Origin of the sequence: Pseudochelatococcus sp. (genome assembly GCF_050946405.1) — a bacterium.
In the GTDB taxonomy this organism is placed as follows: Bacteria; Pseudomonadota; Alphaproteobacteria; order Rhizobiales; family Beijerinckiaceae; genus Pseudochelatococcus.
In genome coordinates this window covers 343,536-359,638 of record NZ_JBMNUS010000001.1, presented here as the reverse complement: position 1 = coordinate 359,638, position 16,103 = coordinate 343,536, and the positions used below count along the sequence as shown (strand labels likewise).

Sequence of the window (16,103 nt, the reverse complement as noted above, 5' to 3'; positions counted from 1 at the left end):
ATGGCATTGCCGAGCATCAGCCCCTATGCGCTGCCCGACGCGCGCGCCCTGCCCGCGCCGCGCGTGCCGTGGAAGGCGAGCCGCGACCGGGTGGCGCTGCTCATCCACGACATGCAGAATTACTTTCTGGCCCCCTTCGACGCCGGCGCCGCGCCGATCCGCGATGCGATCGCCAACATCGACCGGCTGCGCCACCACGCCCGCCTGCTCGGCATCCCGGTGTTCTACACGGCGCAGGAAGGCGATCAGGACCCGCGCGACCGCGGCCTTCAGCGCGATTTCTGGGGACCGGGCATGAGCACGCGGCCGGAGCATCAGGATATTCACGCCGTGCTGGCGCCGCGCGACGGCGACTTCGTGCTGCACAAATGGCGCTACAGCGCGTTCCAGCGCTCCAACCTCGAATCGCTGATGCGGGCGCGCAACCGCGACCAGCTCATCATCACCGGCATCTATGCCCACATCGGCTGTCTGATGACCGCGGCGGAAGCCTTTCAGCGCGATATCGAACCCTTCTTCGTCGCCGACGCCGTGGCGGATTTCTCGCGGGAAAAGCACGATCTCGCCGTGAGCTACGCGGCGGAACGCTGCGCCGTCGCCACCCTCACCGACCGCCTGCTGGAGAGCCTGTGAACCGATGAGCGCCTTCACGCGAGAGACCATGCGCGCCGACATCGCGCGCGTCATCGGCGAAGACCCGGCCGACATCGGCGACGACGACAGCCTGATCGATCTCGGCCTCGATTCGATTCGCGCCATGATGCTGGTGCAGCACTGGCGCGAGCGGGGCCTGCCGCTCGACTTCGCGCGGCTTGCCGAAAAACCGACGCTGGCGCAATGGTGGGCGCTCGCCAGTCCGCATGCGGGCCAATCATGACCGCCGTTCCGCATGCCGCCGATGACGCCGGCAGCCGACCCCTCCTGCAAGCGCAGGAGGGCATCTGGTTCGCCCAGCGGCTCGACCCCGAAAACCCGATCTTCAACACCAGCCAGATCGCGACGCTGCACGGCCCGCTCGACCGCGCCGCCTTCGCCAACGCCGTCGACCGCGCCTTGCGGGAAGCGCCGTTGCTGGCCGCCCGCTTCATCGACGGGCGCGACCGGCCGGAGCAGGTGATCGGCAGGGCGCCCGCCACGCTTACCGTCCATGATTTCGGCAACGAGGCCGATCCGGCCGCCGCTGCCCGCGCCCATATCGACCGCGACATGGCGCGCCCGCGCGACCCCACATGCGATCCGCTCGTCACGGAGCAATTGCTCATCCTCGGCCCGGCGCATCATGTGTGGTATCAAAATATTCACCATCTTGTGATCGACGGCTACGGCACCGCCCTGCTCAACCGCCGCATCGCTGCGCTCTACAATGAAGCCGCGACCGGCATTCCGGCGCAAGATACTGAATTATCTTTATTTTACGACTTCTTTGTGGAAGACGCCGTCTATGTCGGCAGTGCGCGGGAAGCTGCCGACAGGGCGTTCTGGCACGAACTTTTCAACGACAGACCGCAGGTTGCCGGCATGGCGCAGGGCGAGGCGGCGACCGGGCGCAGCTTCCACCGTTTCATGCTCGCCCTGCCGGACGACGCCGCGCGTGCGGTGACGGAAGCGGCGGCACAAGCGGGCGTCGCCTGGCCGGATTGGTTGACCGCGCTCACCGGCGCCTTCGTCGCGCGGCATGCGGGGAGCGAGGAAGCGATTGTCGGTGTGCCGCACATGGGCCGTTTCGGCTCGGCGGCGGCGCGGCTGCCGGCCATGGTGATGAACGTGCTGCCGCTGCGCCTGCGTCTCGACGAGGACGCGCCGCCCGGCGAACTCGCCGCCGCCGCCGCCCGCGCGCTGACGCGGGCGCGCCGCCACGGCCGCTATCGCAGCGAGCAGTTGCGCCGCGATCTCGGCCTGCTCGGCAGGGAGCGCCGGCTTTACGGCCCGCTCGCCAACATCCTGCCCTTCGACGCGCCGCTCGGCCTTTCCGGCATCGCCGCGGACATCGAGGTGCCTTGCGCGGGCGCGGTCGACGACCTGACCTTCACGCTGCGCGCGGACCCGGCGGGCCGGCATATCCGCCTTGAGCTGGACGCCAACCCCGCGCTCTATACGGCGGAGCGGACGCGCGCGCTGGCGCTGCGTTTCGCGGCCTTCGTGCAAGCGGCGGCGCGAGCCGGGCGGCTTGCGGACGTGCCGACGCTCTCCCCCGACGAAACCGGGCGATGGCTTGCCGCGCAGCGGGCAAGCGCGCATCCGGTGGAAGACACGACGCTCGCCGCGCTGCTGGCGCGGGCGGTGCGGGCAACGCCGGATACCACGGCGCTGGTCGACGGCGACAGGCGCTGGACCTATGCCGAACTGGAGCGGGAGACGGTAGCTGTCGCGCGCCGGCTGCGCGCAGCCGGCGCGCGCGCCGGCGATGTGGTAGCAGTGGCGCTGCCACGCTCGCACCGCCTCGTGCTGACGCTGCTGGCGTGCCTGCGCATCGGCGCGGCCTATCTGCCGCTCGATGCCGACCATCCCGGCGAGCGGCTGGCGCGCATCCTGCAATCGGCCAAACCGCGCGTCGTCGTCACGCTGGCGAGCCTGCGCGACCGTCTGCCGGCCGACACGCCGCTGCTCATCATCGATCACGATGCAACGCCGGATAACGGCGACGATCCGTTCCACGATCCCGCGCCGCCCGACGCCGCCTATGTCATCTACACCTCGGGCTCGACCGGCATGCCCAAGGGCGTCGTGGTGGAGCACCGCGCCATCGTCAACCGCCTGCTGTGGATGGCGGCGCATTACGGCATCGGCCCCGGCGACCGCATCCTGCAAAAGACGCCCGCCACTTTCGATGTCTCCGTGTGGGAATTTTTCCTGCCGCTCATCGCCGGCGCCACGCTCGTCGTCGCGCCGCCGGACGCGCACAAGGACCCCGCCGCGCTGGCCGGACTGGTGCGCACGCATGCCATCACCGCGATGCATTTCGTGCCCTCCATGCTGGCGCTGTTTCTCGACGAGCCGACGGCGCGCGGGCTTGCCGTGCGCCGCGTCTTCGTCTCGGGCGAGGAACTGCCGTCGGCGCTGCGCGACAGGTTCCACACCGTCATCGCCGGGGAGCTTCACAATCTCTACGGCCCGACAGAGGCGGCGGTGGACGTGAGCTACTGGAACGCCGCGAAGGACGATCGCAGCCGGCCGGTGCCCATCGGTTTTCCCGTCTGGAACACGCGGCTTTATGTGCTGGATGCGCGCCTTCGCCCGCTGCCGGCGGACAGCATCGGCGAGCTTTATCTTGCCGGGCGGCAACTCGCGCGCGGCTATCTCGGCCAGCCCGAACTTACCCGCGAGCGCTTCGTCGCCGATCCGTTCTTTCCCGGCGAGCGCATGTACCGCACCGGCGATCTGGCGCTGGCGCGCGAGGACGGCGCCATCGTCTTCCTCGGCCGCACCGACCATCAGGTGAAGCTGCGGGGCTTGCGCATCGAGCTTGGCGAGATCGAGACGGCGGCGCTCGCCGACGGCGCGGTGGCGCAGGCGGTTGTCGATGCGCGCGGCGACGGCGCGGGCGGCAAGCGGCTCGTCGCTTACGTCACGGCGAAACCCGGCCGCATCATCGATGCGGAACGGCTGCGCGCCGCGATCGCCGCGCGCGTGCCGGATTACATGGTGCCGGCTGCCTTCATCACGCTGGATCGTCTGCCGCTGTCCACCAACGGCAAGCTCGACCGCAAGGCACTGCCGGAACCCGCCTTCGCCCCGCAGGCAGGCCGCCCGCCCGCCACCGCGACCGAACGGCAGGTCGCAACCCTGTTTGCCCGATGCCTCGGACGTGACGAAAGCACGATCTCGGCGGACGATGATTTCTTCGGCCTCGGCGGGCATTCCCTGCTCGCGGCGAAGCTCATGCAGCAGGTGCGCGAAGCGTGGGCGGAGGGGCTCGGCGACAATACGCTGGGGCTCGGCGTCGTGTTCACCGATCCCACGGTGGCGCGGCTCGCGGCGCGGATCGATGCCGTTTGTGCGCCCGGCAGGGTTTTTTCCGCGACCGAAAACGAGGGCCTTGCGCCGCTCATCCGCCTCAACGACGGGCGGGGCGCGCCGCTGTTCTGCATCCATCCGGCCGGCGGTATCGCCTGGTGCTACGCGGGACTGGCGCGCGCGCTGCCCGATCATGCCGTCTACGGACTGCAAGCGCGTGGTCTCGACGGGGAAACGCCCGCACCGGCGAGCATCGATGCGCTCGCGGCGGATTACATCGCGCGCATACGCGCCATCGTGCCGGAAGGACCGCTTCATCTTGCGGGCTGGTCGGTCGGCGGTATCATCGCTCATGCGATGGCGGTGCAGCTCGCCGAAGCAGGAACGCCGCCGGGACTGCTCGCCCTGCTCGACGCCTATCCGAGCGACAGCTGGCGCGAACAATCCGATCCTTCCGAAGACGTGTCGCTGAAGGCGCTCGTCCAGATCGCCGGCCACGACGTTTCGGAACTCGGCGACGCTCCGCTGACGCGCGATAGGGTAGTGGCCTATCTGCGCGCGATCGGCAACCCGCTCGGGCTGCTGTCCGACAGGGCGCTGAGCGGCGTGGTGCAGGTGGTGGCCGCGAACAACCGGCTGGTGCGCGACCACTGGCACAGGCTCTATCCCGGCGACATACTCTATTTCCGCGCCGCTCTCGATCACGCCGGCACCGGGCTCGCGCCCCGGTTATGGGCCCCTTACGCCGGCGCGCTCGACGTGCGCGAGGTGCCTTCGCTTCACGCACACCTGACCGGCACGAAAGCCATCGGCCACATCGCGCCGGCGATCGCGGCGCAGCTACATCATTTTTCTGCAAGTTGAGGAAAACGGGTCATGCGTGAGAGCGGCATCGCCGGAAGAATCGCCTTCGTCACCGGAGCATCCGGCGGTATCGGCGCAGCGGTCGTCCGCGCCCTCCTCGACGAGGGCGCGATCGTCGCGGCTACCGACAACGACGGCGGCGCACTCATCCGTCTTGCGGATGCCGTTGCATCGCCCAGGCTCGTCACTTCGCCCCTCGATGTCACGCAGGCCGCCGATATCGAACGCGTGGTGGCGGCGGTGGAATCGCAAACCGGTCCGATCGATATTCTCGCCAATGTCGCCGGTGTGCTCGCGACGGGTCTCGTGGCCGACACGGACCTCGCGGAATGGCAGCGCGTGTTCGCCGTCAACGCCACCGGCGTGTTTCTGGTCTCGAAAGCAGTGGCCGCTCGCATGCAGACACGCCGGCGCGGCGCCATCGTCACCGTGAGTTCCAACGCCGCCGGCATTCCTCGCCACGGCATGGCGGCCTACGCGGCATCGAAAGCGGCGTCGACGATATTCACGCGCTCCCTGGGGCTGGAGCTGGCGCCGCACGGCATCCGCTGCAACATCGTCGCGCCCGGCTCGACACTGACGCCCATGCAGGAAGCGATGTGGACCGACGCCAACGGCCCGGCCCGGGTGATCTCCGGCGCGCCGGAGATTTTTCGCACTGGCATTCCGCTCGGCCGCATCGCCACGCCGGAGGATATCGCCGACGCCGTGGTCTTTCTCGCGTCGGACCGGGCGCGCCACATCACCATGGCCGATCTTTACGTGGACGGCGGCGCGACCCAGCGCGCCTGATTTTTCCGGCGCGTCGCATCGCTCAGGGAACCAATCGCGCCCCGCATTGTTCTTTCCATGTCGTTATCTGACAGGGAGAATATCATGCGTCATCTTCTTATCGGCACTTTGCTTCTGTCTTCCGTCGCATTCGCCGCCCCCGCTCTCGCGCAAACCGCGCCGACGCCGGTAGCGCCTCCGGCTGTTACGCCCGTGCCCGCCGCAAGCGTTCTGAGTTCGAATCTGACCGGCCTTTCCGTTGTCAACGCCGGCAACGAAACCGTCGGCGAGATCAAGGATCTCGTGCTCGGCACCGGAAACGTACTGACCGGCGTCGTCGTCTCTGTCGGCGGTTTCCTGGGGCTCGGCGAGCATTATGTCGTCATCGACCCTTCCACGATCGCCGTCTCCTACAACGAGACGGACAAGCGGTGGGAGGCGCGCATCAACGCCACGACCGACGAGCTGAAAGCGGCTCCGGCTTTCAAGTATGAAGGGAAGTGGCGGTCCTGATCGGCCTGCGGACGCTTCCCCGATGTGATCGACGATCTCCGTATCGTCGGGTCGAGCGCCGCGAGGACACGGGAATGGCGATCACGAAATACGGAATGGCGGTCACGATTGGACACCCGATCGTGACCGCCGAAGCGTCGACCGTCTGGCCGCATTTCCTGACGGTGATATGATCGAAACGGGTGTCGGCTCCCATCACGGCAGCATCGTGTTGGGAGCTCCCAACACCGTGACCGGATGAACGAACGTTCTGATCCTCCGGGAACGGCAGTCACGTTTTCGATGTCCCGGACGATCGAAAAATACCTCACGGCGTGATGACATCGGACTTGCCCGTGGGGTCCGTGTCATTTATCCGCACGCCCTTGATCGGTTCGGGTTGCGCATCAAGCGGGATTTCATATCCGGCGCGGGTAGAACGCATACCGACCCACGATGACTTTCCGTTACCGTTATTCCCGCGCCAGAGCGAGCATCGCTGGTTATCAGGGCAAGGGGCGGGTAAAATCACAGGAAGCGAAATTCGATTTCGTGACCGCCATTCCGTCATCGTCAAAAGCGCCGAAGAAGGGATGACGCCGGAAGTCTTCTCCGGCACCATTTACCGATTCTTCATCGCCTCACGGAGACGTCGCGTCTTCCCCGGCCGATGCATTGCCCGCCAATGTGAAGCGGATCGGCAGCGTGACGCTCGCATCGACCGGCGTTCCGTTACGGGTGGCGGGCGTGAACTTCCAGCGACTCACGGCAAGAACAGCGGCCAAATCCAGCGCGACGAACGAACTGGTACGTTCGACGGCGATATCCACGGGCTCGCCCGCCGCCGTAACGCGCAATTTAACAAGCACGGTTCCTTCCTGGCCGGCTGCGCGGGCATCTTCAGGATACGCCGGCCAGTGTTTCATAACGTCGCCGGGATACGGCCTTGGCGGAATGAAGTCGCCTGAAGCATGTTCCGTACCGCCGGGCGTTTGCGCGCGCAGCATCCCCGCGGCGGAGATCGCCAGGATCACGGCGACGCCGCTGACGGCGAGAATACGCGTCAAATGAGAAGTATGACGCATCATGCATCAAGACATTCACGGGCGATCGCAGGCGTCTGGGGCTTCGATCCCTTGCGCCGCAACCTGACGATGACTTCGACGCACGCGACTTCCGTTCCCTCGGGAGCCTCGGGAACGCCGGTCACGGAAATCAGCCCCTCGGGCACGTCCACGAGAGTCTGATCTTCCTCGATAAAGAAGTGATGGTGTTCCGTTACGTTGGTGTCGAAATAGCTCTTGGTGCCATCGACGGCGAGTTGGCGCAGCAGGCCAGCCTCACGAAACTGATGCAGTGTATTATAGACCGTCGCGAGAGAAACGCTGATCTTTGCCTCGCATGCCTCATCATACAGAATTTCCGCCGTCAAATGACGATGCCCACGTCCGAACAACAGCCATCCGAGCATGATGCGCTGGCGTGTCGGCCGCAAACCGGCCGAGCGCAGGATTTCACGTACATCGTGGAAACCGCAACCTGTCTTGACGGGACTGTTGACACTCTGCACGAGAGCGCGCGGATCGGTCTGAACCGGAACGCCGCGCAGCATCATGGCGCGGAAGGGACTGGACATGGCATATCCTCGACATTCTGGTGTCTCGCGACACATAAAGCAGGAACAAGCAATATCTATTGCGCCTTCAAGCGGAAAATGTAAATAATAATAAGCTATTGTTATATTATAATAATTCCATTCTTTTCTGTTCCTGACCCAGAAGGACTGTTTGCTTATGGGGATGCCATGGTCGGCGTGTGGGACAACGGATCGCGAGTCGCGCTCGCAGATTGTTTCCTGCCGATCAAAACGCCGGTTTCGTGACCGTCATTCCCGCGTAAGCTGGCGGAATCATTCTTATAATCCAGTCGGTTGACGGATTCTTTCCTATGCGTGCGCGCGCGGTTTCGTGACTGCCGTTCCCGCAGTTCGTTATGGTCGGGGGTAAATTGCGATGAGCGTGTATGTTTATGTCGAATACCGTGGATGCTGCGGTTGAACGTGTTCGATGTCCGCAACAGGAGGGCGATTCTGGTTCCGAGGCAAGGCGCGGTTGTGGATATCAGGGTCTGTCCAATGGTGAAAATGCCATACTCGTGACCGGCGTTCCGTAAATTATGATTTTAAATCAGTTTGTTGATGCTTTCTCGGGAATCCTGTTAATGTTTTTTTAACGAAGTGGATATCGAACTTCATCGCTCGTTCGAGGATTCTTCAGAATGGTTTGATCGGATGCATCTCGGGGCTGTTATTCCCTGTTATGTCATTGAATTTAAAGTGATAATGAGTATGGATCGATTTTTGGTTTTTCCGCTTGTATGCGAATCGTGGCGGTTGGTCATTGGCGATTCCGTGATCGCTATTCCGAAATATCATGTGTTATTTCAATGTGTTATTATTTCGGTTTGATATTGCGGCGGCGTTGGATGTTGTTGAGCGAGATCGTTTTTTCTGGCAGCGGGTTGAGTGTGGATGGCGCATTGGGGAAATGTGGTTTGGTGCTTTTCAGGCGGAGGATCGTTGATGCTTGTGTCTCTAAAGCTATCCTTAAAAGAATCCTTATAAAAGAGTCGCTCTGTCTGATTTTAATGTTTTCAATGGGTTATGAGCTGGTGTCGTGACCGCTGTTCCCATTTGCCGTGACCGCGACTCCCGTTTTCGAGACCGCTGTTCCCGTTTCCAGGGCTGCCGCTACGGTTGGCGTGACCGCTGTTCCGGGTTGTCGTGCCTGTTGAAAACCCGGCTTTCCGTGACCGCTATTCCCGTTTGCTTGACGGGTGGGGCGGATAGCGCCAAACCTGAACGCGGTTGGGAATGGTTTTGGGTGGTTGAGGGCGCGGCGTGATCTGGCGGCGCGGTGCGTGGAGGGCAGGATGGCCGAGGAACTCAGTGAAGTTGAGCGCAAGCGGCTCGAACGGGATCGTCGTACTCGCCAGAATCGGCGTGGCCGGCGCAATCCCGCGCCGGTGCCGGCCAAGCTTACACGGACGTCGGCCTTCGCCCCGAAGCGCCGGGGCATTATCGACTCGAACATCGAGCGCATTTTTTACGTTCCCGGACAATCCGTGGTTCAGGTGCGAGGCGGTGAACTGGGCAGTTTGCATCGCGATGTCATTTACGCCCTCTTTCGTCTCAAGGAGCGGATGACGACGCTGCGCATTCCCAATCCCGATGCGCCGCAGAACGGCACGTTGCATGGTGTGCCCAGCCATTTCGAGGTCATCGAGGTCGTGACGACATGGCGTGAACTGCTCAAGGCGCAGGGCCTGACGCAGCATGTCAACAATTTGCTCACCCAGAAACAGGTTTTTCAGGATCTGCGTCAGGTGGTGATCACCATTTACGAGGGAAATCCCGACCAGATCATGGAGAAGCTGCATCGCGGCCGGCTCGGTGGCCGCGGTATGATCACGGGTATCATCGACACCGTGGAATGGGATGGCGTCAATCTCGACAGCCGCGTCAAGGTCAGGTTCGGGCGCGGTGTGCTGGCTGCTTTTCGCACCAAAAATCTCGTTTCCCTCAATGCCGAGGTGCAGTTCGCCCTGAAATCGGATTACGCGAAATCCTTCTGGCCGTATATCGATTCGAAGCCCACTCACCTGTTCGTCGACGAAACCATGCTGGCAAGCCTCGTCGATCGCGAGGTTTACGGTGAGCGTGAGACCGACTCGACCCGCTCCCAATTCCGCAAGGATTGCCGGCAGGCCTTCGATGACATGATCCGCGCCGGCGGGCTCAAGGAATGGACGATCGAATTGCTGGGCGCGGGCAAGCGCAAGATCCGCCGCTACCATTATAAGCACGCCCTGCCGCGCAGAATCGAGCAGGAGCAGATCGAGCTGCCGTTTCCCCTCGCCGTATAGCAGCGGCTTCCACCCGGTGGAGCGTTTTTCGGAGGCCGCCTCGCGCGACGCATAGATAGCGTTTTCACGTTTTTGAGCGTTACAGGCGCTTGCAGTTTATGCCGATTTGTCCGGGATCATACCTCCCTTGCGCGCTGTTGCCGGTGCGCAAGCGGGGTGCTGCTGTCGATGCATGCGATATCTTGTGTTATCCGGCTGATCTGATATCATCACGGATGTGTCGCGGATACTGAATATGATCCGTGATCGGGGGATCGATATGACAGCCACAGAACCTTTGTCCGCGCCGGCGCGGACAGCCGTCGACGTGACGATCGGCGTGCATGCGGAGTTGCTCAGCAGCCAGCTTCAGGCGCTGAGCGATGCATTGTTTCCGCCCACCTCCCGCAAGATGTTGCGGCGGTTCACGTCGGGTGAGGTTGCGCGTCTGATCGGTGTTTCCGATTCCACCCTGCGCAAATTGTCCCTGGCGAACGAGGGACCTGCGCCGGAGATTTCCGGTAATGGGCGCAGGCTGTATTCCCTGTCGCAGATCAACGAATTGCGGCACTTGCTGGCGGGAAGCATGCGCGGCCGGGACACGCTGGCGCTGCTGCCGCATCGCCGCGAGGGTGAGCATTTGCAGGTGCTGGCCGTCACCAACTTCAAGGGCGGATCGGGCAAGACGACGACCTCCGCGCATCTGGCGCAGTATCTGGCCCTGCACGGCTACCGGGTGCTGGCGATCGATCTCGACCCGCAGGCCAGTCTGTCGGCGCTGATGGGCGTCATGCCGGAACTCGATGTCAAGGCCAATGACACGCTTTACGCGGCAATCCGTTATGACGGTGAAAACCGTTCCTTGCGCGAGATCGTGCGCAGCACGCATTTCGACGGTCTCGATCTTGTGCCGGGCAATCTGGAGCTGATGGAGTTCGAGCACGATACGCCGCGCGCGCTGGCGGCTGGAACGCAGGGTGCGGACGGCATTTTTTATACGCGTATCGCGCGTGCGCTCGACGATGTCGCCGATCGTTACGATGTCGTGGTGCTCGATTGCCCGCCGCATCTCGGATTTCTGACGCTGAGCGGTCTCTGCGCGGCGACGGCGATGGTCATCACCGTGCATCCGCAGATGCTCGACATCGCGTCCATGAGCCAGTTTCTGCTGATGACTCACGACCTGCTGACGGTGGTGCGTGGCGTGGGGGCCTCGCTGGATTACGACTTCGTGCGTTATCTGATCACGCGCTATGAACCGCAGGACGGCCCGCAGACGAAGGTGGTGGCGCTGTTGCGCAATCTGTTCGGCGATCATGTCCTGACCAATCCGATGGTGAAGTCCGCCGCGGTTTCCGACGCGGGATTGACGAAGCAGACGCTTTACGAAGTCGGTCGCGAAAATCTGACGCGTTCCACTTATGACCGGGCGATGGAATCGCTCGATGCGGTGAACGGTGAAATCGAGCGGCTGATAGCCGCCGCGTGGGGGCGGGGCGCATGACGGCGGGCGCTGTTGGGAGCTCCCAACGGAAACGCGCACCGCATGACGGAATCGGGAAGGAGGAACGCCGATGAGCCGCAAGGATACCATCGCCGCGCTGTTCACGCAGAAGAAGGTCGTCACGCCCGCCCCCGCTCCCGCGCCGGATGCCGACCGCATCAGGAGCGGCGCGATCTCCGCCATGGGCGCGTCGTTGCAGCAGCTCACCGAAGGCGCGCGCAACGCGGCGCGCCTGCAAGAGCAGATCGACGAGGGCGCCGTCGTCGTCAGTCTCGATCCCTCGCTGGTCGACGGCAGCATGGTGGCGGATCGTCTCCGGACGGATATCGACCCCTCCTTCGACGAGCTGGTGGCGAGCATGCGCGAGAGCGGTCAGCAGGTGCCGATCCTGGTGCGCCCGCTGGACCAGACGCCGCGCCGCTATCAGGTGGCCTATGGCCACCGGCGTTTGCGCGCCGCGCGGCAGCTCGGCATCCCCGTCAAAGCCATCGTGCGGTCGCTGACCGACGCTGAGATGGTGGTGGCGCAGGGCAAGGAGAATATCGAGCGCCGCGACCTGTCCTATATCGAGAAGGCGCTTTTCGCCCGCCGGCTGGAAGACGCCGGTTTCGATCGTGCCACCATCGTCGCCGCGCTGGCGACCGACAAGGCCGATCTCAGCCGCTATATATCCGTGGCGCGTCTCGTCCCGGAGGATCTCGTGCAGGCGATCGGGCCGGCCGATCGTGTCGGGCGTCCGCGGTGGCTGCTGCTTGCCGAAAATCTCAAGCAGCCCGGCGCCGGCCGGAAGCTCAAGGCTGTGCAGGAAAGCGAGGCGTTTCGGGAAGCCGACAGCAATACCCGTTTCGCGCAGGTGTTCGCCGCATTGGCCGAGAAGAAGGCGGCGGACAAGCCGGTCGAGCGTGTCTGGCGCGATCAGGATAGCCGGACTACCGTCCGCATCGAGATGCGCAAGGACCGCACGCTTTTCGTCATCGATGAGGCAAGTGCGCCGGAACTCGGCGCCTTTCTCGAAAAAGAACTCGACGATCTTTATGCGCGATATCGCCAACAGCGGGCGGGGAAGGGTGATTGATCTCCTTTCCATCCGAGATCAGGATATTGATATTTCAGCCATATCTTCTCCAAACGGAAGCTATCTCGGCCATTGCTTCCGCAACTCCGCGATATGCGTCGCCGATCCGCTCATAGATTGCGAAGGACCGCTGCGTCCTGCCATAAGGCCAACCGCAGCCCACGGCTGATGCCCGTCAGCGCGGCGGAAGAGTGATCCTCGCCGGGCATCTCCTCGAAACGCACGGCGATCCGTTCCCGTCCGCGCTCTGCGATCCGGCGGGCGATATGCCGCGAGCGATCCACCATGGCACGCTCGCGCCGCAGGGTGATAACCCTGTCCCGTTCGGGCAGCGTTTGCTGCCAGGGAGCGAGGCATTGTTCATATTCGCCGACCGCGATCAGCAGGCGGCGCGGCGATATCGCCGCGCCGATGCGGGCGTCGAGACCGTGCGTGCCGGCATGCAGCCAGTCTTCATCCCACCATACGGAAGGGCTGATGGCGACATAGGTCTGGAAATCGTGAGGAGCGAGCAACAGCCGCGACAGCACGAAATAGGCGCCGAGCGAATGTCCGAACAGCGCCTGCCGTTCCGCATCGAGCGGGATCTCGCGTGCGATGAGCGGGCGAACCGTGCCGATGATGAACTGCGCCAGCGCCAGCGCTCCGCCTGTGGGGCGCGGCATGCCGCCGGCGCGCGGCCGGTCGGTCGTATGGGGAAGGCTGAAATCGTAGATGCGGCGGTTTTGATCGTAGGGGCCGTCCGTATCGTAGCCGATGCCGACGACCACGGCCGGCGACACGCCGGTCGAGGCCTGGCGCGCGGCACGCATGCGCATCGCTTCCACGGTGGTGAGAAAGGTGGCGTTGGCGTCGAGCAGGAATATCGCGGGATATCCGGCATCGGGCGGCGGTTGCGTGGGGAGAGCGCAGTAGATGCGATAATCGAAACCGTCCGCGGGCGAGCGGACGGTGCGCGTGCCGGCGTGCGGGAGAATGAGCGGGCGGGGCGTTTCATCCAAAATTGTCGCCAAGGTTATCGTTCTGTCAGCTTGAGTTCGATGCGCCGGTTGCGCCGGTAGGCTTCCTCATCGTCGCCCGTGTCCAGCGGCTGATACTCGGCGAAGCCTGCCGCCAGCAGCCGCTGCGGCGGCAGGCCGCGCGATTGCAGATAGCGCACGACGGCGATGGCGCGTGCCGACGACAGTTCCCAGTTGGAGCGAAAGGCGCCCGTCCCGGAAAGCGGCCGGCGGTCGGTGTGCCCGTCCACGCGCAACACCCACGGGATGTCGGGCGGAATTTCCTCGTTGAGATCGAGCAGCGCCTGCGCCACCTTGTCGAGTTCGCTTTGCCCCTCGGGCAGAAGGTCGGCGGCGCCGGTCTCGAAAAACACTTCAGACTGGAAGACGAAGCGGTCGCCGACGATGCGGATATCCTGCCGTTCGCCCAGAATCTGCCGCAGCCGGCCGAAGAAGTCGGAGCGATAGCGGGCGAGTTCCTGGACGCGCTGCGCCAGCGCGACGTTGAGTCGGCTGCCGAGATCGGCGATCCGCGCCTGGGATTCCCGATCGCGCGCTTCGGAAGCGGCAAGCGCATCTTCGAGTGCGCCGAGTTGCCGGCGCAGGGCGGCCAGTTGCTGGTTGAGCAGTTCCACCTGCGCCAGCGCCCGCGCTGAAACTTCCCGCTCACCGGCCAGCGCCGAGGAAAGGCGCCCGATTTCGGCCGAGGCGGATGTGCCGGCATCCGTGCCGGCGTTCAGCAATCCCTGCAAGCGCGATTGCTCGGTCTCGCTCGTTTTCAGCGTCGATTGCAGCGCGGAAAGGTTGTCCTGCATGTCCCTGTTTTCAGAGCGCGCGAGCGCGAGCAGATCGGTCAGTTCGGCGATCTGCCGGTTGAGGCGGCGCAGCGCCTCGTCCTTGCCGGTCAACTCCTGCGAGAGGTAGAACTGCCCCAGCACGAAGACGGACAGCAGGAATACGATGGAGAGGACGAGGGTCGACAGGGCGTCGACGAAGCCCGGCCAGTAGTCGACGCGCCGGCTTTCCCGGCGTCCGCGCGACAGCGCCATGGCCTACTCCACCCGGTTGGAGGGCGGGGCCGACAGGCGTTCGAGCAGCCGCTTGATCTCGCCCTGCTGTTCGGCTTGCGCTTCCACCCAGTCGCGGATGAGCTGCTGCTCGCCGCGCATGTGCTGCACGAGCGTCTGGATGCCCTCGGCGAGATTGGCGAGCGCTTGCGTTGCGGCGCGATTGCCCTGATTCTCGCTGACCAGCATCGACAGGCGGTCGAGCGCCTGCGACAGCTCCATGGAGCCTGTCGCGGCGCCCGTCATGCCGGCGTTTGACACGGCGCGACCGGAGCCTGGCGCGACGGGGAAAGGCGCCGGCGGCGGGCTGTCGATGACGGATCGGGCGAGCACGTCCTCAAGCTCGGTGTAGAAGCGGTTATGGGCCTGGCCGGTTTGCAGGTCGAGAAAACCCAGCACCAGCGATCCCGCAAGGCCGAACAGGGAGGAGGAAAACGAAATGCCCATGCCGGCCAGCGGGGCGGAAAGCCCGGTCTTCAGATCGTCGAACAGCACCGCGGAATCGCCGTCGGTGCGCAGGGAGCCGATGACGCCGCCGATGGAGCTGACCGTTTCCAGAAGGCCCCAGAAGGTGCCGAGCAGGCCGAGAAACACGAGAAGCCCGGCAAGATAACGGGCGATCTCGCGGCTTTCGTCGAGACGTGCCGACAGCGAATCGAGAAGGGCGCGCACGGTCAGCGCCGGCGCGGAGGCCCGTTCCAGACGCTCGCCGAAGACGGCGGCCATCGGCGCAAGCAGCACCGGAGGCGCTGCGATGGCCACCCCCTCGCCTGTGAGTTGCGAGGCGTTAACCCAGTTCACCTCACGGAACAGCAGCCAGATTTCGCGCAACGACAGCAGGATGCCGATCAGCAGGACGCCGACGATCAGGCCGTTGAGGCCGGGATTGGCCATGAACGCCTCGATGATGCGGGCTTGCAGCATCATCACGAGGAAGCCGATCAGAATGAGAAAGACAGCCGCCCGCACGAGATAGATGCGCGGCGTGGACAGTTTTGGAGCGGCAAACGTCATTGTCTCGGCCCCCGGCCTCCGTTTGTGCAATGCGATATCGCCCGCAACGTTAAGGATATCGATGCCAAACGACAATGACAATCGCGGCTGTGCACGATCGGAGACAGTGGGTGGATGCCGTCTCGCTCCATGCCCGGCCGCTCCGGGATCATGGGAATTCTAATGTGACGCTCAATACAGCTCCGGCGGATATGAAATGATTCTATAAAATAATTATAGTTAAATTGTTTTGTTTTCTATATTTCATGAAAATATCTACCGTAATTAAATGAAGATATTATTTTCTGCTGTATAATTTTGTGTCTTGAGAGTGTCGTTGCATTGGCGAAGTGTTTTCCCTACAATACTCAAATTATTTATCACATTTGATTTCAGAGGTCATAATGAGGCGCATTTCTTCGGTCGTCAGGTCTCTTGCTGTTGCTGATCCCTGCCATGTCGATCCGCCGAACAACGCCCCC

The 16,103-nt window shown here is 63.7% G+C and carries 14 protein-coding genes; 8 read left to right on the top strand and 6 right to left on the bottom strand.

Annotated elements, in window-relative coordinates:
• From ACOYJQ_RS01500 to ACOYJQ_RS01480, 5 genes are all read left to right on the top strand, one after another.
• The gene (locus ACOYJQ_RS01500) at positions 1–633 is read left to right on the top strand and encodes an isochorismatase family protein (RefSeq protein ID WP_433455829.1); all 633 of its coding nucleotides are present in this window, start codon (positions 1–3) and stop codon (positions 631–633) included.
• Between the two features lie 4 nt (positions 634–637).
• Positions 638–877, top strand: coding sequence for a phosphopantetheine-binding protein (locus tag ACOYJQ_RS01495; RefSeq protein WP_433455827.1), 240 nt, complete (start codon positions 638–640; stop codon positions 875–877).
• Positions 874–4,818, top strand: coding sequence for an amino acid adenylation domain-containing protein (locus ACOYJQ_RS01490; protein WP_433455825.1), 3,945 nt, complete (start codon positions 874–876; stop codon positions 4,816–4,818). Before ACOYJQ_RS01495 ends, ACOYJQ_RS01490 begins: the two co-directional genes overlap by 4 nt.
• 12 nt (positions 4,819–4,830) lie before the next feature.
• Positions 4,831–5,610, top strand: coding sequence for a 2,3-dihydro-2,3-dihydroxybenzoate dehydrogenase (locus ACOYJQ_RS01485; RefSeq protein WP_433455823.1), 780 nt, complete (start codon positions 4,831–4,833; stop codon positions 5,608–5,610).
• 84 nt (positions 5,611–5,694) lie between these two features.
• Positions 5,695–6,102 carry a PRC-barrel domain-containing protein gene (locus tag ACOYJQ_RS01480; protein ID WP_433455821.1) on the top strand — a complete coding sequence of 136 codons (408 nt, stop codon included), beginning with the start codon at positions 5,695–5,697 and terminating at the stop codon, positions 6,100–6,102.
• A gap of 307 nt (positions 6,103–6,409) precedes the next feature.
• Here the strand turns inward: ACOYJQ_RS01480 and ACOYJQ_RS01475 are convergent, their stop codons facing one another.
• Genes ACOYJQ_RS01475 through irrA form a run of 3 tightly spaced genes read right to left on the bottom strand, consistent with a single transcriptional unit; the run spans position 6,410 to position 7,717 of the window.
• The gene (locus ACOYJQ_RS01475; RefSeq protein ID WP_433455820.1) at positions 6,410–6,703 is read right to left on the bottom strand and encodes a hypothetical protein; all 294 of its coding nucleotides are present in this window, start codon (positions 6,701–6,703) and stop codon (positions 6,410–6,412) included.
• Between the two features lie 19 nt (positions 6,704–6,722).
• A complete protein-coding gene (locus ACOYJQ_RS01470; RefSeq protein ID WP_433455818.1) occupies positions 6,723–7,169 on the bottom strand; it encodes an energy transducer TonB in 447 nt (148 codons plus the stop codon).
• A complete protein-coding gene (gene irrA, locus ACOYJQ_RS01465) occupies positions 7,166–7,717 on the bottom strand; it encodes an iron response transcriptional regulator IrrA (protein WP_433455817.1) in 552 nt (183 codons plus the stop codon). The genes ACOYJQ_RS01470 and irrA overlap by 4 nt, the downstream gene beginning before the upstream one ends.
• 1,295 nt (positions 7,718–9,012) lie before the next feature.
• On the opposite strand from irrA, the gene ACOYJQ_RS01460 reads away from it, so the two are divergent.
• From ACOYJQ_RS01460 to repB, 3 genes are all read left to right on the top strand, one after another.
• Positions 9,013–10,005 carry a hypothetical protein gene (locus tag ACOYJQ_RS01460; protein WP_433455815.1) on the top strand — a complete coding sequence of 331 codons (993 nt, stop codon included), beginning with the start codon at positions 9,013–9,015 and terminating at the stop codon, positions 10,003–10,005.
• Positions 10,006–10,264: 259 nt separating this feature from the next.
• Complete coding sequence (repA, locus tag ACOYJQ_RS01455; RefSeq protein ID WP_433455813.1) at positions 10,265–11,488, top strand: plasmid partitioning protein RepA; 1,224 nt, start codon at positions 10,265–10,267, stop codon at positions 11,486–11,488.
• Between the two features lie 70 nt (positions 11,489–11,558).
• Positions 11,559–12,563 (top strand): plasmid partitioning protein RepB, encoded by a 1,005-nt coding sequence (repB, locus tag ACOYJQ_RS01450; RefSeq protein WP_433455811.1) that lies wholly within the window; start codon positions 11,559–11,561, stop codon positions 12,561–12,563.
• A 110-nt stretch (positions 12,564–12,673) separates the two neighbouring features.
• Here the strand turns inward: repB and ACOYJQ_RS01445 are convergent, their stop codons facing one another.
• From ACOYJQ_RS01445 to ACOYJQ_RS01435, 3 genes are read right to left on the bottom strand one after another with little or no spacing between them, the layout of a single operon-like run.
• Entirely contained in the window at positions 12,674–13,576 is a 903-nt protein-coding gene (locus tag ACOYJQ_RS01445) for an alpha/beta hydrolase (protein WP_433455809.1), read from the bottom strand.
• A gap of 2 nt (positions 13,577–13,578) precedes the next feature.
• Complete coding sequence (locus tag ACOYJQ_RS01440) at positions 13,579–14,610, bottom strand: peptidoglycan -binding protein (protein WP_433455807.1); 1,032 nt, start codon at positions 14,608–14,610, stop codon at positions 13,579–13,581.
• Between the two features lie 3 nt (positions 14,611–14,613).
• Positions 14,614–15,642, bottom strand: a complete 1,029-nt coding sequence (locus ACOYJQ_RS01435; protein WP_433455806.1) for a flagellar motor protein MotA — start codon at positions 15,640–15,642, stop codon at positions 14,614–14,616.
• Between the last annotated feature and the right edge of the window lie 461 nt (positions 15,643–16,103).